This is a genomic window from Candidatus Clostridium helianthi (genome assembly GCF_045310795.1).
Classification (GTDB): Bacteria; Bacillota; Clostridia; order Clostridiales; family Clostridiaceae; genus Clostridium; species Clostridium helianthi.
In genome coordinates this window covers 143,842-162,291 of record NZ_JBJIAB010000008.1, presented here as the reverse complement: position 1 = coordinate 162,291, position 18,450 = coordinate 143,842, and the positions used below count along the sequence as shown (strand labels likewise).

Annotated in this window: 15 protein-coding genes and 1 other RNA gene; 2 read left to right on the top strand and 14 right to left on the bottom strand. The window is 29.6% G+C overall.

The window, feature by feature from the left end; translation table 11 throughout:
- Positions 1–65: 65 nt before the first annotated feature.
- The 6 genes from ssrA to ACJDTP_RS09060 form a co-directional block, all read right to left on the bottom strand.
- Positions 66–423: a transfer-messenger RNA gene (gene ssrA, locus ACJDTP_RS09085) on the bottom strand.
- 262 nt (positions 424–685) lie between these two features.
- Positions 686–2,509: a PAS domain S-box protein gene (locus tag ACJDTP_RS09080; RefSeq protein ID WP_279269466.1), complete on the bottom strand. Its 1,824-nt coding sequence runs from the start codon at positions 2,507–2,509 to the stop codon at positions 686–688.
- A 54-nt stretch (positions 2,510–2,563) separates the two neighbouring features.
- Positions 2,564–2,836 carry an STAS domain-containing protein gene (locus ACJDTP_RS09075; protein ID WP_011968016.1) on the bottom strand — a complete coding sequence of 91 codons (273 nt, stop codon included), beginning with the start codon at positions 2,834–2,836 and terminating at the stop codon, positions 2,564–2,566.
- An 11-nt stretch (positions 2,837–2,847) separates the two neighbouring features.
- The gene (locus tag ACJDTP_RS09070) at positions 2,848–4,848 is read right to left on the bottom strand and encodes a methyl-accepting chemotaxis protein (RefSeq protein WP_039773214.1); all 2,001 of its coding nucleotides are present in this window, start codon (positions 4,846–4,848) and stop codon (positions 2,848–2,850) included.
- A gap of 61 nt (positions 4,849–4,909) precedes the next feature.
- Positions 4,910–5,305 carry an ATP-binding protein gene (locus ACJDTP_RS09065; RefSeq protein ID WP_011968014.1) on the bottom strand — a complete coding sequence of 132 codons (396 nt, stop codon included), beginning with the start codon at positions 5,303–5,305 and terminating at the stop codon, positions 4,910–4,912.
- Between the two features lie 461 nt (positions 5,306–5,766).
- A complete protein-coding gene (locus ACJDTP_RS09060) occupies positions 5,767–7,446 on the bottom strand; it encodes a methyl-accepting chemotaxis protein (protein ID WP_406760962.1) in 1,680 nt (559 codons plus the stop codon).
- Positions 7,447–8,112: 666 nt separating this feature from the next.
- Here ACJDTP_RS09060 and ACJDTP_RS09055 point away from each other — a divergent pair.
- Entirely contained in the window at positions 8,113–10,113 is a 2,001-nt protein-coding gene (locus ACJDTP_RS09055; protein ID WP_406760961.1) for a carbohydrate-binding protein, read from the top strand.
- Positions 10,114–10,275: 162 nt separating this feature from the next.
- Here the strand turns inward: ACJDTP_RS09055 and ACJDTP_RS09050 are convergent, their stop codons facing one another.
- The 6 genes from ACJDTP_RS09050 to ACJDTP_RS09025 all read right to left on the bottom strand — a co-directional run bounded on the left by ACJDTP_RS09050 (position 10,276) and on the right by ACJDTP_RS09025 (position 16,082).
- The gene (locus ACJDTP_RS09050; RefSeq protein ID WP_017209401.1) at positions 10,276–10,995 is read right to left on the bottom strand and encodes a YczE/YyaS/YitT family protein; all 720 of its coding nucleotides are present in this window, start codon (positions 10,993–10,995) and stop codon (positions 10,276–10,278) included.
- A gap of 370 nt (positions 10,996–11,365) precedes the next feature.
- A complete protein-coding gene (gene gltA, locus ACJDTP_RS09045; protein WP_154861647.1) occupies positions 11,366–12,760 on the bottom strand; it encodes an NADPH-dependent glutamate synthase in 1,395 nt (464 codons plus the stop codon).
- Complete coding sequence (locus ACJDTP_RS09040; protein WP_041895316.1) at positions 12,760–13,650, bottom strand: sulfide/dihydroorotate dehydrogenase-like FAD/NAD-binding protein; 891 nt, start codon at positions 13,648–13,650, stop codon at positions 12,760–12,762. The genes gltA and ACJDTP_RS09040 overlap by 1 nt, the downstream gene beginning before the upstream one ends.
- 392 nt (positions 13,651–14,042) lie before the next feature.
- Positions 14,043–15,017, bottom strand: a complete 975-nt coding sequence (locus ACJDTP_RS09035; protein WP_406760960.1) for a sensor histidine kinase — start codon at positions 15,015–15,017, stop codon at positions 14,043–14,045.
- A 323-nt stretch (positions 15,018–15,340) separates the two neighbouring features.
- Entirely contained in the window at positions 15,341–15,469 is a 129-nt protein-coding gene (locus ACJDTP_RS09030; protein WP_017212455.1) for a hypothetical protein, read from the bottom strand.
- Between the two features lie 55 nt (positions 15,470–15,524).
- A complete protein-coding gene (locus ACJDTP_RS09025) occupies positions 15,525–16,082 on the bottom strand; it encodes an accessory gene regulator B family protein (RefSeq protein ID WP_011968006.1) in 558 nt (185 codons plus the stop codon).
- A 585-nt stretch (positions 16,083–16,667) separates the two neighbouring features.
- On the opposite strand from ACJDTP_RS09025, the gene ACJDTP_RS09020 reads away from it, so the two are divergent.
- On the top strand, positions 16,668–17,228 hold the full coding sequence (locus ACJDTP_RS09020) for a class I SAM-dependent methyltransferase (RefSeq protein ID WP_406760959.1): 561 nt from the start codon (positions 16,668–16,670) through the stop codon (positions 17,226–17,228).
- A gap of 39 nt (positions 17,229–17,267) precedes the next feature.
- On the opposite strand, the gene dut is transcribed toward ACJDTP_RS09020, so the two are convergent.
- Positions 17,268–17,708 (bottom strand): dUTP diphosphatase, encoded by a 441-nt coding sequence (dut, locus tag ACJDTP_RS09015; RefSeq protein WP_011968004.1) that lies wholly within the window; start codon positions 17,706–17,708, stop codon positions 17,268–17,270.
- A gap of 179 nt (positions 17,709–17,887) precedes the next feature.
- Positions 17,888–18,394, bottom strand: coding sequence for a prealbumin-like fold domain-containing protein (locus tag ACJDTP_RS09010; protein ID WP_011968003.1), 507 nt, complete (start codon positions 18,392–18,394; stop codon positions 17,888–17,890).
- Between the last annotated feature and the right edge of the window lie 56 nt (positions 18,395–18,450).

The following is an 18,450-nucleotide window of genomic DNA, read 5'->3' as shown; positions in this document are numbered from 1 at the left end:
ACTCATGTTCAAAAAATCACTGTCTATGAAGACAGAATCACAACTGACACAATTGTGAGCCTTATTGGTGGAGGCGACGGGTGTCGAACCCGTGTCCGAAAGTAGATTGATTTATCTTTCTCCGAGTGCAGTCTAAGTTTTAAGATTCCCTCAAAGTATCGCCCTTAGACAGGCTATACTTCTCAGTAGCTTCATGAATACCCCTCTAGCTCAAAGCTTTGCTAGGCTTCGTTTCCCACTTTAATGACACCAGTGATCCAAGCCGTAGGCAACCTGGGCTGATGAACAGCTATTAAACTAAGCTGCTATTGCAAAATTATCTTCTGCGTTTACATTTAGTGCATACTTTATTAACGAGGCTCCATGCGTCCCTCGACTCGCTTAACAAACCCTTCTTACCCCCGTCGAAGCCAAAACGCCCCCAAGTTAAAGATGGTTTAATAACATATTTTGTTTTCAAAGAAATGTTCATCTTGTATAACCTATTCTAACTTAATAGATGCTAAGTGTCAACTGGTACATTGTTACTTAGTTAGAATCAACAATCAATAAATCCTGTATTATAGCTTAAAATCATTAAATACTTTTATTAAAAGATTTTACAAATTTTAAGTTTTAAATTAACAATCAAAGGATAATATTTATTATAAATTTTATCCTTTGATATAAATCAACAAATCTTAATTTACTTTATTTCTATTGCAACCATTGTGCAATCATCTTTTAATTTTCCAATTTCTAAAATACTATCACTTAAGAAATCATCTAAGTAATTCTTAAATTCAAATATGCTTGCATCTCTCATATATTCTTGTATAACTTTATCCTCTTCTAGAATAAAATCTAATCCATCAGTAAAAAAGAAAATTTTATCTCCTGATTCAAAAAAGATCGTTTGCTCACAGAATTCACTATTATCAAACATACCTAGAAAAGATCCTTCTACAATCTTCTCTTCTAAACTTTCTCCTTTTTTTTGAAAAAGAAATTGATTAATTCCGGCTCCAACTACTTTAAGCTCATTACTATTAAAATCCATGCTAAAACAACATACAGCAACATAATTTTCTTCATAATATTTTACTAACTTCTTATTTAAATTTTTTACTATCTCCATTGGATCATGGTGACCCTTATTAACTTCTTGAAAACACAAAATATCAAATGCAGAAATATTTAGAGCTGCCGATATTCCCTTACCTCTAACATCAATTATCATTCCAATAATAAAATCTTCGTTTATTTCATAAATTCTATAGAAATCTCCACTAATTGTATGGGCTGGCATATACACACTCATAGTATCAATAAATTTTTGAGCAGGAAATTCTTTTTGAAGCGTACTCCTTTGTAACTCAGCAGCTTTCTTTATATCTCGCTTCATTTCAGTAATATCCCTTATTGCTGCCAATATGGCTTGGTTACCTTCGTATAATATGTAGCTATATGAAACTTGAACATTTATTAACTTATTATTTGGAACGTAGAAGTCATAATCATAAATTTCTTTCATTTTTCGTTCAGATATTATATTTCTAAATACTTTATGCAAAGCCTTTTTATATTTGTCTTCAAAATGTCTATATACATTACTCCCAATCAAATCATCATAAAGCGTTGCAAACAAATTACAGGCTTCATTATTAGCTAAAGCAATTTTATTATCTACTATAATAATTACAGCATCGGGTGAATTATCAATTATTTGTTTATATCGTTCCCTGCTATCTTTAGTTATGTTATCAAGCATTTTTTTCTCTGTTATGTCTCTAAGCCTCTCAACAATAAATAATAATTCTCCATTTTTATCTAACACCGGATTATAGCATACATCCATAAATTTATTTAATTCTGGAATATATCTTTCACGCGATAGCATTTTCTTAGTCGCCACTACTTCTTCAAATGAGCAATCTAAGCATTTTTCGTTTCTAGATAGCACCTCATAACACATTTTTCCCTTTATTTCTTCTGATGTTTTATTATAAAACTCATACCCTGCTTCATTAAAAAAAGATATAGTATAATCTGTATTGTATACTTTTATTACATCAGGTATTCCATTTAATATTCCTTTAAGCTCTTCTTCTAATATTTTGTATTCAGTAATATCAGTTGCAATTACTAAAGCAAAATCTTTTTCTTCATGACTAAATATAGATATATTAGATTTAGCGTAAATACGTTTTTCATCCTTTGCTTTTAATGTAAGCTCTATTTTATCGCATACTCTCTTATTACTTAAATTTTCAAATATACTAATCTTATCTTCTATATTAGTTAAGTTCAAAACATTTGAAGGTAAAATTTTAATAAGTTCCTCTCTAGAATAACCCAATTTACTACAAACTTTATTATTAAAATCTATAAAGTTCTTTGGAACAAATTCCTTGCTAATCTCAATTACAAACACTAACTCATTTACCTTGTCCCAAATTTCTTTGTAATTACTTTGACTTATTTCTACGCTTTCATCTAATGTTTTTATACTTTCTTTACCCTCACGCATACAATCGAAAGTCCTTTCTATCTGAATTTCACTTCATAAAAACTCCAGATATTTTTACGGACAAATTTCAAATACCTTATCTAACCTTGTTAATTTAAATAACTTCTCAACTTCTGGCTTTAGTCCTTTTAATTTTATACTTCCATTCTTTTCAGCGCATTTTTTATAAACAGCTACTAATGCACCAAGTCCGGTACTATCTATAAAATTACAATCATTAAAATTGAATATAAAATTCTTTTGTCCTTCATCTATTAATTTATTTACTTTTACTCTAAAATTTGCGACTTCATCAACAACAAAGTCTTTTGGTATACTTATTTCCATCAATTATCACCTCATATTTTAAATCTTTCTACAAGCTTAGTTAATTCTTCTGCCATAGCGCTTGTTTCCTGTGCTGTAGCTGTTAAATTATTAATTGCACTAGCTTGTTCTTCTGCTGCCGAAGATACATTTTCACTATTTGACGCATTGCTTTCTGTTACTGTTGCTATATCATTTATAAGCCCAATTACCTTATCAGACGATGCTACTTCATCACCAGTAATATCAAGTATCTCAGTGACATGTTTAACTATATTTTCTATTGCATTAATGATATCTACAAATGCTTTGTCTGTTTCTGATACTATTTTTACTCCATTGTTTACTTCTGACTTAGATCTTTCCATTGCTATTACCGCATTCTGTGTTTGCTTTACCATTTCACTAACTAGTACAGCAATCTCTCTTGCCCTATCATTTGATTCTTCGGATAATTTACGAACCTCATCTGCAACTACACTAAATCCCTTTCCATGCTCCCCTGCTCTAGCAGCCTCTATAGCTGCATTCAATGCTAAAAGATTAGTCTGCTCTGCAATAGAATTTATTATGTTTATAATACCATCTACTTTACTCGATAATCCACTTAAAGATTCTAATGCCTGCGAAGTTTCTTCACTGCCTTTACTTATAATATCCATTGCCTTTACAGTTTCCTCAACTTTTTCTCTTCCAAGATCAGCTGCTGACATTGTATTAGCTGCATTTGAACTTGTAGCTTTAGCTCTACTTTGAGCTAATTGAACAAGACTTGAAAGCTGAACCAACACTTTTGAAACATCAACTATGGATTCATTTTGTTTTTCTGCATCTTGCGCCACTTGATTAACTGTAGCACTTATTTCTTCAGTTGCGGCACTTATTTCTTCTGAAGAAGCTGCCATTTCTTCTGATGCTGCATTCAACTGTTCTGCTGCGTTAGTTACATTTCTTACTATTCGATCTTGATGCTTTATCATTTCATTGAATGATTTTCCAAGTTCCTCAATTTCATCTTTGCTTTGTATATCAATCTTAACAGTTAAATCTCCTTCTCCTGCAGATCTCATTAATCTCTCTAGTTTCTTAATTGGATTAATTATTCCTATTGTTGAATATGTATAAGCACATATCATTGCTATAATGATTGATATTAAAGAAATAATTATTGTATAGTTCCTTATACTTAAAGCTGCTGACATATATTCGTCATATTGCGCTGTGACTGCAATCACCCAATTACCAACAGGTTGGAAAACAACATATTTATATATATTCCCATATGTATAGAAGCCTTCTGAAGATTTTCCTTCTTTCATTTCCTGAACTAAAACTTTTAAATCTTCTCCTGCATTATCATTTGCATTTTCTTTTAGGATTTTACTTGAATCTGGATGATAAACAATTAACCCAGTTTTATCAATCATATATGCATATCCACTTTTACCAACTTTTATTTGAGATGCATAACTTGATATACTATCAAACTTTATACTCCCTACAAGTGTACCAATCAATTTACCATTTTCCTTCAATGGATAAGCTATAAAAATAGCTGGATTACCAGTAAATCTAGAAGTTAATACTTCACTAACAACTTCCTTACCGCTACTAAGTACTTGTTTCATATAATCTCTATCACTTAAATCTATATCATTCTCTTTTGACTGAGTATTTACAATTACCTTACCATAAGCATCTGTAATAATTAATACTTCCATAAAATCTTTATTTTTCTCTTGGACCGCTCTTATATATTCAGAAGCTGTATCTAGATTGCTTGTATTTGAATTTTCAACTGCTTTTATAATATCGCCATTCAAACTTGCAACTTCCAAAGAATGTTTTGTTGAATCTATCGTTTTATTTATTAAATTAGATGTATTGTAAGTCTGTTCCTTTAATTGTTCTTGAACAGCCGTTTGTATAGATGCGCTGGACATTCTATACGAAATATACCCAAGTAACCCCATTGGTAAAGAAATGAGTATAAAAAAAGTAATCATAAGTTTTATCTTTAAAGAAATTTTCATCTAATTGCCTCCCTAGCATGTACAATATTCATTAGGTATCAATTACTAACCATATATCAATCTATATGTCACATAAAAGACTCTTACGCATAATTATAGAACTTCCGTCTAAAATTAGTTCATCAGTATAACAACTTATAATATACAAGCCTCTACCTGATTCATCTAATATATTCTCTTCGTCTATTTTCTTATGCAAATTTATATTCTCAAATCCTTGCCCACAATCTTTTACTATAACACTTAGTAAATTATCTTTCAATTCCCAATCAACATAAATTGGTTTGCTGCTATCACTACTATTTCCATGAATATACGCATTATTAACGGCTTCAAATATTATAAGTTTCACTTCAAAAGATTGTTTTTTTAAATCCAAAACCTCAATGATATCATTAACCTTCTTATCAAGACCATCTAGTCCATAAAATATCACTGATCCTTTTGTTACTGACATATTAACTCCCCCTCTTTTACATAGTTAAAGTATTTTTTCATGATTAACTAAAAATCCTACTTATCTTATCATTTTTCATTAATATTAACTAATTTTTCCAATCAATTAAAGATAAAATATCCCCATTACATTATTACACTTATTTCATCTGCTTTCAACATATTACATCATATCCATTGGTTTTTTTAATATGCTATATTGTATGAAATATAACATATTCAAAAAATAATTTTCACAATATATTTTCATATGAACTTCTTTTAATCAAAAAAACATAAAGTGATAATTTATTTTCAATATCACTTTATGTTTTATATGATTCACCTTCTATTGTCCTAGTTTTATTTTATAACTAACCATATCATTAGTTTGTATTTTTCATTTAACTCCTAAAGTCTATATCTTCTTAAAGTTAATAAGTATTACTATATCTTAAATTTTTGTACCATTTCATTAAGTTTTTAAGCAAGCTCTGCTTGACTTTGAGCAGTTAACGCTACTTGTTCAATAGCTTTTGTTGTTTCATTCATACTATCTTTTATCATTTCAGCTCCTTCACTTGATTTTTGCGATGTCTCAGCCATATTTTGAATTGCTTCACTAACTTGTCCAACTGTAGCTGTTATTTCTTCTGACATAGCAGCAATTTCTTCTGACATGTTACTTACAAAGTTTGAATCATTATAGTACTTGTTACCTACTTCACTATAATCATTAAATTGTTCTTCTACATTTTTGCTTATAAACTCCAATATATCACTACCTGTGTTGATGCTACTATTAAATGCTAATTGAACTTTATTAATTGTGTCTTGAATATTTATTACTGCATCAGATGATTGCTCTGCAAGTTTTCTTACCTCTTCTGCTACTACAGCAAATCCTTTTCCTTGTTCTCCAGCTCTTGCAGCTTCAATTGCCGCATTTAATGCAAGTAAATTTGTTTGTTCTGCTATTCCTCCAATTGTTTCTGCCATAACTTTTATACTCTCTACTACTTTTCCATCTTCTATGGCTTTTTGCATTTTTTCTTGCTTTTCAATGTATAATTTCCTAGTTTCATTAATAGCTTTTTGACTATTATTTTTAACTTCCATAGATTTTTTCTTAGACTGACTTGCATTATTGCTTCCCTCCATAGCCTTAGAAGAAAGTACATTAACGCTTGAATCTACTTCTTCAATAGATGCACTTATTTCCTCAGTAGTCGCGCTAGATTCTTGCATTGCAGAGGCAATATTATCTACTGCTTGATCTATGGTATTGGCCTTTGAAGATATTTCTTCAACTGTTGCTGAAAGTTCTTCTGAGCTTGCACTTAAATCCTGCGAGTTTTCCATAATTACTTTAACCAGTCTACTTACATTTTCTTGCGCAGTGTTTAAAGCTACGCCTGTTTGTCCAAACTCATCTCCCCTTGTAATCGTAATCGCATTAGCGAAATCATAGGTTGATAATCTTTTTGCAAAGTCCTTTATCTCTCTTAATGGATTCAATATATTCTTGCTTAACATATATGCCATAAAAAGGATTATTAAAAATGCTCCTGTTGTAAAAATTAATATAGTATATCGAACACTCTTAAATTGAGATATATTATTTAAATTAGCTTGCTCCGCAGCCTTTGCATTTGCATCAATATTTTTTTGAATGTTTTCAAGTAAAGAATTTTTAATTGTGGTTAAATCGGAATTGCTAATTTTAATTGCTTCATCATAATCCCCGGTTTTCGCAAATTCGATTGCTTTATTTCTTACTTCTATATATTTTGCTAAATCATTTTTCAAATTATTATAAGTTTGTTTTTCGTCTGACACTGTAATTAAATTTTCATATTCTTTCATACTCTTGTCATTTTTTATGTCTAAATCATTTATAACCTTTAGATAATCATCTAGTTTTGTTTTATCTCTTTCGAAAACTAATCTATTATATGTAGCTCTCATGTCATGAATATTTCCCTTTATTTCTCCTAAGTCTTTAATAGATATTAAATTATTTCTATACAAGACATCTGCATTATCATTTATTTTTGCAGAGCTTAATATTCCTTCTGTTCCTATTGCGGCTATAAAAATACAAATCACAAAGAACACTGAAACAAGTTTCTTCTTAACACTTAAATTAATAAGAATTTTCATTATAACACTTCCTTTTTTTAATAATATATCCCCAATTTTTCGTACAGAAATTAATTTAAATAAAATAATCCTGCAATTATAAATACATAGTTATTTTCCATTATAAACTCTAGTCATTTTTTATCGACTTATTTCATTATTTGTAATAATTTTACACCATTTCAAAATATATTTCAATATTCGCTATATAATTACTACATTTCTTACTCTATTGTTTAGTGATTAAAATGCTGTATTCAACTTGTTAATATATAATTAATTAAATTCAAATAACAAACTTAAAGGATAATGATATAGAAAAACCAATATGTAATGTTAGAATTAATATGCCATATTAGGTAATTTTTATAATTAAATTGCACTATTGAATTTTAAAACATATATGATATAATATTTACATAAATTTCATATTAATCCAAAATAATCATTATAGGATTAATACAAAAATTTATTCAGTTTAGTATCTTCAAAGATAAAAATTTTTAAGTTTTGTGCAACCGATTGCAATATATGCAAAATATAAACTCTAGTTATGAATTATTTTATTCGTGACTAATACTTAATAGAGAGGGGGAAAATAATTACTACTTTGCATGTACAAACAAATAAATATACTATTGCTGCATTTTTTGCAACCGATTGCGCTATGTTAAGGAGTGTGTATCAATGAGAAAAAAAATAATATCAAGATTAATTGCTTCAGGTTTATTTTTAAGTTTAAACTTACTTCCAATTTCAATACCAAGCTTTGGAACAAACGGAATTTTAACTACAGCTTATGCCGCTAGTAGTACTAGCCTCCCATCTAATACTAAAGATGGAGCTATTCTTCATGCCTTTGATTGGTCTTTTGCAACTATAAAGAATGAACTACCAAACATAGCGGCAGCAGGATATAAATCGGTTCAGGTTTCTCCTGTACAAGGAACAAAAAGTTCAAGTAAAGATCCAAGTCAATGGTGGTTATTATATCAGCCAACCAATCAATCTGTAGGTAATGCACAGCTTGGAAGCTACGATGATTTTAAAGCACTTTGTACTGAGGCTGATAAATATGGCATTTCAATTGTTGTAGATGTAGTAATGAATCATATGGCTAACAATGGAAATCCGGATCAACTAGATTCCAGTATAGATGCTAGCTTCAAAGACCCTAATTTATATCATAACCAAGGACAATGTAGCAATTGGACTAATAGATATGATGTGACGCAAAAAGGTATAGGCATGCCAGATTTAAATACTCAAAATTCTACTGTCCAAAATAAAGCAATAACATTTTTGAATCAATGTATAGATGCTGGTGCTGACGGATTCCGTTTTGACGCAGCTAAACATATTGAAACTAATATTGGACTAGACTCTAATCAATCTTGGGCTGGAAACTACTGGAGTAATGTTCTAGGTAATCTGCATAATAAATCTAATTTATTTATTTATGGCGAAATTCTACAAGACGGTTCAGTAGATAATATTGCCTCTTACGAATCATTTATGAATGTTACTGCAAGTAATTATGGCGGAGCGGTGAGAAGTGCAGTTACTTCAACAAATTTAAGTTCACTTGGCACTACCTTGGGTGGCGTTGACTCATCTAAGGCAGTCGATTTTGTTGAAACCCATGATACTTATGAAGATGGATCAAGCAAAAATTTAACAGATACTCAAAGAAAACTTGGCTGGGCTATAGCTGCTGCTCGTGCAAGCGCTACACCTTTATTCTTTGACAGACCCACTGGCAATATTGGATCCAAGGGTGATGATCTTTGGAAGGATGCTGACATAGTAGCAATTAATAAATTCCATAATGCAATGGTAGGAAAAAATGAATATGTTAGGTGGACAAACAATAATACAACCATGTTAATAGATAGAGGAACAGATGGTACTGTAATAGTAAACGATGGTGGAAGCACTTCTATTAACTCTCCTACTAATTTAGCAAATGGCACTTATACTAATAAAGGTAGTGCTAATTGTACTTTAACAGTTTCAAACGGAACAATTTCAGGAAATATTCCTGCTAATTCGGTAATTGTTCTCTACAATGATGGTTCAATACCTACTCCTCCTGTACCTTCTACTTATGCTCCTCATTCAGGTTATAAAGTGGATTATGATAGCAGCACTTTACTACAAGGTAACAGTTTTACTTTATACTATAGTGGTTCTTTAGCAAATTCTAGTTCAGTTAAACTCCACTGGGGATATAATGGCTTCTTAAATCCATCAGATGTTACAATGACTAAAGGTTCAGATGGATTCTGGGCAGCAACTATAAAAATTCCTTCATCAGCTACAAAACTAGATTTCGATTTTACTAACGGATCCAACTGGGATAATAACTCCAGCAAAGATTGGCACTTACAAGTTTCTTCATCATCTGTGCCAGTACAAGTTAATCCAGCGCCAACAGCTAGTAAAACAACCACTATATACTATGATGGAAACTTAGCAGCAAATTCAACTTCAGTAATTTTACATTGGGGATATAATGATTTTACAAACCCAACTGATGTTACAATGACTAAACAATCTGATGGTAGATGGGCCGCAACTATAACTATTCCATCTGGTGCTTATTCTTTAAATATGGCATTTAAAAATGATTCAGGATCTTGGGATAGCAATAGCTCAGCTAACTATAACTATTCTATATCTCAATAATTCTGATTCATAATTAAGTTATACCAATCCTTCAACTTGATTAATATACAATAAAAAACAGAGGTTGCTTATAAACCTCTGTTTTTTATTAAATTTCTATTCTTTTAGACTAAACTAATCAATAAATAATATCATAACTTTATTCTTATTTTTATAAATTAACTATGCAGTAGCTGTAACACTTTCTTCTACATCTACATCTTTTTCATTTACTAATAAGTTTACAAACTTTTCTCCATAAGGGAGGCAGAATTGTATAAATGGTCCAGTTGTTATCATTGCTATCACAGTACCAAGACCAACTTTTCCTCCTAATATAAATCCTATTATTAAAAATCCAGCATCTAGTGTTATTCTAATCCAACGGTATTGTACCTTAGTCTTATCTTGTATTATAAATGGAACAATATCATTTGGGGCTACTCCTACGTTTGTTGCTGATAAAACTGCAAACCCTATTGCAATTATTAAACATCCAAATACAACCAATAATGCCTTTATAAAATAGTTATAAGATTCAACTGGGAAATACGAAACAACCTTCACTCCAAGATCTATAATTGGTCCTACTCCTACAACACAAATTAAAGTTCCTATCTTTATACGCGATCTCTCAACTAAGAGTATAACAGCAAATAGTACAATCAATATAATCATATTTGCTACCCCTGGCGTTACCTGATCTGCTCCACTTATCATCTTAACTACAGAAAAATTCTTTAATCCTGTTTTATCTAATGCAAACGCTAAACCTTGCGTAAATACAGTAAATGGATCAGAGCCAATATTAGTCTTCAAAAATAATGCTACACCAAACTGAATTATACTCATTCCAACAAAAAATAAAATAATTCTTTTTAATAAGTTCATTGCTTTATTCATATTATTTCTTCCTTTTTTATTATAATTTATTGCTACATATAAACTGAATAAACATAAAATAGATATAATTATGTATCACTTTTTATTATATAATTTTCTATATATAATCTTAAATAATATGCACATGTACAAACATAAAACCATTTTACTATCTACCATCCATTTTGTCAAAAGAAAAATTCATTTTCATTCATTTTCCACCATATTAATTCATTGTATATAAAACAATTTAATTTACATTTGAGTATAAAAAAGGATATTTGTTCTAATGGCTTTTATTTTTAGCCATTAGAAACAAATATCCTCTTATTTTATATAAAATATTAGCTTAAGTATATATCTTATTAGTTACTGAAACCTAATGAAGATCTTATTTTCCTTGTAAATACTCATCTATAGCTTTTGCTGCCTTCTTACCAGCACCCATAGCAAGTATTACTGTTGCTGCTCCTGTAACTGCATCTCCACCAGCATAAACTGCTTCTTTAGTAGTAAGACCTGTTTCTTCTTCAGCTACGATACATCTTCTCTTATTAATTTCTAACCCTTGAGTTGTTGATGAAATTAATGGATTTGGTGATGTTCCAAGTGACATTATTACAGTGTCTACATCCATAACAAATTCTGAACCAGGAACTTCAACTGGACTTCTTCTTCCTGATGCATCTGGTTCTCCAAGTTCCATTCTTACACATTTCATTCCTTTAACCCATCCATTTTCATCTACTAAGATTTCTGTTGGATTAGTTAATACGTCAAAGATTACTCCTTCTTCCTTAGCATGATGTACTTCTTCTACTCTTGCTGGAAGTTCTGATTCACCTCTTCTATAAACGATATGGCTTTCAGATCCGAGTCTTAAGGCAGTTCTTGCTGCGTCCATAGCAACATTTCCTCCGCCTACTACTGCAACTTTTTTACCAGATCTAACTGGAGTGTCATATCCTTCTACTGCTGCTTTCATTAAGTTTACTCTTGTTAAAAATTCATTTGCTGAACATACTCCATTTGCATTTTCTCCTGGTATTCCCATGAATCTTGGAAGCCCTGCACCTGAACCTATAAATACAGCTTTGAATCCTTCATCTTCAAACAATTGATCTATAGTTATAGTTCTGCCAACTATAACATTAGTTTCTATTTTAACACCAAGTTTCTTAATGTTTTCAACTTCATTTTTAACTACTTTTTCTTTTGGAAGTCTGAATTCTGGAATTCCATATTCTAAAACTCCGCCTGCTTTATGAAGTGCCTCAAATATAGTTACTTCATATCCTTTTTTAGCTAAATCTCCAGCACAAGTAAGTCCTGCAGGACCACTTCCTATAACTGCAACTTTAATTCCATTTTTAGGTTCTGTTGCACTTAAATCAACATTATGTGATGCTGCCCAGTCTGCTGTAAATCTTTCAAGTTTACCAATAGATACTGAGTCACCCTTTATTCCTAAAACACATCTTCCTTCACATTGCCTTTCTTGTGGACATACTCTTCCACAAACTGCTGGAAGTGAGCTGTATTTTGAAATTTCTTTTGCAGCTTCTTCAAATTTTTCATCTTTAACATAAGAAATAAATCCTGGTATATTGATTGATACTGGACATCCTTCTACACACTTAGGATTCTTACAGTTTAAACATCTAGAAGCTTCTTTAGTTGCTTCTTCCTCGTTATATCCAAGACAAACTTCTTCAAAGTTTGCTGCTCTAACCTTTGGATCTTGCTCTCTTACTGGTATTCTAACTAATCTCTCATTCATGTCCATTATTTATCACCTCTGCAACCACAGCCACCGTGACTATGAGTATTTCCTTCTTCAACTTCTAACTGTGCTTTTCCTTCTTCTGTTTTATACATGGCTTGTCTTCTCATTGATTCATCGTAATTTACTAAATGTCCATCAAATTCTGGTCCGTCAACACAAGCAAACTTAACTTCTCCTCCAACAGTGACTCTACAAGCACCACACATACCTGTACCATCAACCATTATTGGGTTTAAGCTTACTGTTGTTGGAATTTTTAATTCCTTAGTTAGCATAGAAGTAAATTTCATCATTATCATTGGTCCAATAATAATTGCATGATCGTAACTTTTACCTTGATTATTAACTAGCTCTTTAAGCATATCTGATCCAGTTCCCTTAAATTCATATGAACCATCATCAGTTGTTACATAAAGATTTCCAGCAGCATTCTTTAATTTATCTTCATATATTAATAAATCTTTGTTTCTGCTTCCTAAAATAACATCTACAGCTATTCCATGTTCATGCATCCATTTTACTTGTGGGTAAACTGGTGCTGCACCAACTCCACCTGCCACAAAGATGAAATTCTTTTTCTTTAATTCTTCTATATCCTCATGTATAAATTCACTTGGTACACCTAATGGTCCAACAAAGTCAGCTACATGATCCCCTTCATTAAAAGCAGCCAACTGTTTTGTTCCTTTTCCTACAGTTTGAAAAACTATAGTTACTGTTCCTTTTTCCTGATCATAATCTGCTATAGTTAAAGGAATTCTTTCACCTTTTTCATCATTTTTTATGATAATAAATTGTCCAGGCTTTGCAGATTTTGCTACTCTTGGAGCTTCTATATCCATTGAAAATATATTATTTGTTAGCTCCTTTTTGTTCACTATTTTATACATGCCATCGCACCCCTTTTAATTATGTTAAGTTTTATCACTTAATATATAGTTTACACTATTATTCTGAATTTTTAAAATACTTTTTATGAATTCTCATATATTTCTACTTATCTATAGGACCCATGTTACTACTTAATACTGATGATTCTCGAGCATTTTCTAGTGATATCCCTATGCATCTAAATTTATCACTGATATCTATATTAAGTTTCTCATAATAAAAAACCTGATATTAAGATTTCTAATTATCAAAACTCAATAAAAAAAATGATAATAAACCTTAATTTTATAAAGATCTATTATCATCATCATAATCTTATTTATTTTTAATATGTACTTCTATTCAATCCTAAATATATTTCTAGGGAAATATTCGCTATGTATACTAAATATTATACAAAATTCTTTATAGGAAATACTATTTTAAATTCAGTAACTACATCGCTACTTTTCGCATATATCTTACCATTATGACTCTCTACTAAATCCTTTACAATACTTAACCCGTATCCATGACTTTGATCACTATTTTCCTTTGTAGTAAACCCAACTTTAAATATATCATTCAGATGTTGTTCTGGAATTCTAGGACCATTATTCTCTATTCTTACTATTACATTTCCTAAATATTCATAAGCCTTTGCAATTATTATACCTTTGCCGTTCATTGCTTTTATTGCATTATTTACTATATTAGATATTATTCTATAAAACTCCATTTCAGTAATACTCACTACAGAGAAATCACAATTTTCTTCTATTATTACATGTATTCCCATATCAATAGCCGGTTTTAATGCAAGGGATAATATAGAATTTCTATTCTCGCTAACTTCTACAGCTGTTGGCGTAGAGTCATTCTTATTTATAATATCTTTTAGAGACTTTTTTAAATCATCGAATCTTTCCATTAGACAAAGTCCATATAAATACGATATCTGTGCTCCGTAATCATGCTTAATTTTCCTAAGTTCACTATTTTTTTCTTCTAGAGCTTCATTTAATTTAAATATTTGATCTGATTTCTTCTTTATATTTGCAAAATATTTTATGATAAACGCTAAAAATACGCACAAGATTGTGATTATCATATTTTTTAACATTTTAGATTCATCATTATAGATTATTAAATAAAAGGCCAAAACGAAATCTAGACAGAAGCTTATTGTTATAATCACAATCATATTAATCTTTTCACTAACTGCTAGCTTGTACATTTCTATAAACTTGCCCATGTATTTTATACATAAGTATAAGAATAAAATATAAGGAACATATATAATCAAAATATTAGCTATATCAGCATATTCTACTGGTATAAAGCCTTCTATAAAACCAAAAAAATAAATTATATGATATAATTCCATATACCCCCATAAAAGAATATGTCAATGTATAGGGAATCATTGACTTTAGTTTGTTATCTTTATATGAGAAAATCATTACAACTAAACATGATATATGTATTATAAACACACAGATAGATATGTTTCCAAATATACTTGTAAAGCTACTGTTTATAATAAAAGTAACTATGGTTATTAAAACTACTTTAAGTTTGTTTAATTTATTTTCACTCTTCAAGCAGCATTCTGTTGAATACGCGAAAATTATAGCTTGAATCATAGAGACTATTATATCTGCCAATAAACGCACCAAAAATTCCTCCTTAAATTTACGTGAAAGTGACTTATCTCAATTTTTTCATAGATTCAGGCATTTCTTCAATTCCTGCTGTAGCTGCTGATGCTGGAGCAAATATAATCATTGAAAGTGATAACATCATTAATACCTTACCTAATAAATTTTTAATTTTCATAAAATCCATTCCCCTTTCAATTTTGCTTAAAATTTATCATTAATATTTCAAAACATTAAGCATCTTTTTTATTAAACATTAATATGGTGTTAAATAGGATTGTCCATGTTATAAGCGAATAATAGTTGCTAAAATTGTACAGACATATAGATGTTATACCAAGTATTGTTGCAATACTTAGACCTCTTATTCTGTTTTTATTTATTAATTCTTGGCGCGTAATTGGCATTTTAGGATTTATTATTGGAACTTGATGCCATAGGCAAAATATACTTAAGATAATTAGTATACAGTTACCTACAAATGAGAGAGTGCACTGAGAATTTAACACCAATATTCCAATTGCTAATAGCACTGTGGCTATAAAACACTTAACCTGAGTATCTTCATGGTATCCGCCTATAAAAATCTTAGTCATACTCATGACTGCTAAAATTATAATAATTTTGTCGAAATATCCAAACAATGAAAATATAACTATAACAGAAAATAGCTTTATCGTCTCAAATAAAATACTAACTAGAATATATTCCATTTGTTCTAGTTGGTCTTTACTATAGTTATCATTTGTAGATATGCTATTTATAATTTTTTTTGAAATACTCTTTACCATATTTATCTCTCTTTTTATATATTTTTCTATATGTTAAATATATTATAGTCCCTTATTTGCTAATTTTCAACATATATTTATTCATCTCCAAGTCGTTAATAAGCATAATTTGTAAAAATATTTTTCCAACATTAATTAGATGATTATTATAAAAAAAGTGCCTTAATAAGTAACTATTAATAGCATGCTTTTTCTTTAATATATTATAAATATTAATTTAGTCTTAAGTATAATTTTATATACTAATGCAAAAATCGGTATTTTTCTACATTTAAAATTTAAATATGATTAAATATATATTCAAATTAATTTATAATTATATATATATTTTTTTTAATTTAATGAATTGTATATATATCTTTTATTCATAGGAATATTTTCACTTCAGTCTCAGCACTGTATTCTTACTACATACTTTTCTATTACCTCTTCTCATTTTGAAATACTATGGTAAATTCTGCATGAACTTATTGTACTGAACATTGAACAATGTTAGTATAATATTGTTCAATAATTGAACTCATTTATATGAATAAAACATTTCTTATTTTTATTCAATTTAATAAATTTCAGGAGGAGAGAATTATGGAAGATATGTCTTATTGGAAAGAAGTTTGGGAAAGAAAAGGAAATGGAAATACTACATGTTTAGAAGAATTAGACGGATACGAAGATACTACTGCTGATGTAAAAGAAATAGCTAAACAAATTGTTAAAGAATTAGACATTAAGGAAACAGATAGAATATTAGAAGTTGCCTGCGGAGCAGGTGGACTAGCTCAATATATAAAATGTGGTGAATATGTAGGAGTAGATTATTCCTCTTCTCTTGTAAAAAGGCACATAGAATTACTTAATAATTCAGTTCTTCACGGAGAAGCAAATAATCTAATCTTTAAAGCTAAAACTTTTGATAAAGTATTTTGCTTTGGAGCATTTCACTATTTTCCTAATCAAGAGTATGCTAAACAAGCAATTTCAGAATTGAAAAGAGTTGCTAAGGAGGCTATATTTATTGGAGACCTACCTATGACTTCACACAGAAAAGAGCACTTACTTTATGATAAAAATGACTTTAAAGACTGGAAAATAACTGATGGATATTATAATCCATGCAGGTTCAATGTATCTCTAAAATTAGTTTAATTGATAAGTAAAGACAGGTATCTCTCAATACCTGTCCATTTACCTTGTTCCTGATGAACCAAATCCATTCTGATTTCTTTCACTTTCAGATAGTTCTTCTATTTCTATTATGTCAACTTTAACTACAGGTTTTATAACCATTTGAGCTATTTTCATTCCTGGTTCCACTTTGAAAACTTCGCTTCCATGATTAATTAGAATAACTCCTATTTCTCCTCTGTACCCTTCATCTATAGTACCTGGAGAATTTAACGTAGTTATACCATTTTTTAATGCAAGACCGCTTCTTGGTCTTATTTGAGCTTCAGTATTTTTAGGGAGTTCAATTTGTATTCCTGTATGTACTAATCCTCTTTCTCCCGGCTTTAAAGTTAATTCTTTAACTGCATATAGGTCTAATCCAGCATCACCTTCATGAGCATAATTAGGTATAACAGCTTTATCATCGATTTTTTTTATTTTTAAAATATAATTATCCATTCTAACACCTACTTAAAGATTATATAATATTATGATTATATAATTTTCCAATACAAAAATCCACTTCTTTTCTTTAAATTAAAGTATTCTATAATTTTTATTACTTAATTAAACATATGCAAAAGGTTATATTTACGAATAAATTAATTTATTTTTTAAATATAACCTTCATTCTTTATTTAATTCTTATATTTGTTTTGTGCCATAAATTTTTTAAATTTATTAACTACTACTATTTTTTGTTTCTTATTAGTATTGTCTATTATTATTTCGTTCCAATTTATATACTTAGGTTTTTCAAAGTATCTTTTATCAATAATCTCAATTATCCTATAACAGCCTTCCTCAACTCCAGAAAAAATAACTTTTCCTTCCTCATCTGTAACTTTCGATTTAACAAGAACAGGAGATAATCCATTTATTTTATATAAATTAATTTTTACACCTTTTAAATATTCGTGTTCTTCACATTCCAAAATTGATGTAACAATAATTTCCCCTCCATTACAATCTTTTTCTTCTACTCTTTGGGGACTTGCAGATTTCTCATTTAATATGAACTCTTTATTATCTCTTTTCTCCTTATTATCATCGGATATTTCAAATTTATAATTGGTATTATTTTCTACAGATACTATATCATTAATATTTTCTTTTTCATAATTTCTAGGAACAGTATCACTCATAAAAAGCTCCTCTTAAAAATTGGTTCTCTTTATATAATATGATAAATAAACTTTTA

Coding starts and splice junctions, on each gene's coding strand:
- ACJDTP_RS09080 (WP_279269466.1), bottom strand. CDS start 2,509: ATGCGTGAGGGTAAAGAAAGTATAAAAACATTAGATGAAAGCGTAGAA.
- ACJDTP_RS09075 (WP_011968016.1), bottom strand. CDS start 2,836: ATGGAAATAAGTATACCAAAAGACTTTGTTGTTGATGAAGTCGCAAAT.
- ACJDTP_RS09070 (WP_039773214.1), bottom strand. CDS start 4,848: ATGAAAATTTCTTTAAAGATAAAACTTATGATTACTTTTTTTATACTC.
- ACJDTP_RS09065 (WP_011968014.1), bottom strand. CDS start 5,305: ATGTCAGTAACAAAAGGATCAGTGATATTTTATGGACTAGATGGTCTT.
- ACJDTP_RS09060 (WP_406760962.1), bottom strand. CDS start 7,446: ATGAAAATTCTTATTAATTTAAGTGTTAAGAAGAAACTTGTTTCAGTG.
- ACJDTP_RS09055 (WP_406760961.1), top strand. CDS start 8,113: ATGAGAAAAAAAATAATATCAAGATTAATTGCTTCAGGTTTATTTTTA.
- ACJDTP_RS09050 (WP_017209401.1), bottom strand. CDS start 10,995: ATGAATAAAGCAATGAACTTATTAAAAAGAATTATTTTATTTTTTGTT.
- gltA (WP_154861647.1), bottom strand. CDS start 12,760: ATGGACATGAATGAGAGATTAGTTAGAATACCAGTAAGAGAGCAAGAT.
- ACJDTP_RS09040 (WP_041895316.1), bottom strand. CDS start 13,650: ATGTATAAAATAGTGAACAAAAAGGAGCTAACAAATAATATATTTTCA.
- ACJDTP_RS09035 (WP_406760960.1), bottom strand. CDS start 15,017: ATGGAATTATATCATATAATTTATTTTTTTGGTTTTATAGAAGGCTTT.
- ACJDTP_RS09030 (WP_017212455.1), bottom strand. CDS start 15,469: ATGAAAATTAAAAATTTATTAGGTAAGGTATTAATGATGTTATCACTT.
- ACJDTP_RS09025 (WP_011968006.1), bottom strand. CDS start 16,082: ATGGTAAAGAGTATTTCAAAAAAAATTATAAATAGCATATCTACAAAT.
- ACJDTP_RS09020 (WP_406760959.1), top strand. CDS start 16,668: ATGGAAGATATGTCTTATTGGAAAGAAGTTTGGGAAAGAAAAGGAAAT.
- dut (WP_011968004.1), bottom strand. CDS start 17,708: ATGGATAATTATATTTTAAAAATAAAAAAAATCGATGATAAAGCTGTT.
- ACJDTP_RS09010 (WP_011968003.1), bottom strand. CDS start 18,394: ATGAGTGATACTGTTCCTAGAAATTATGAAAAAGAAAATATTAATGAT.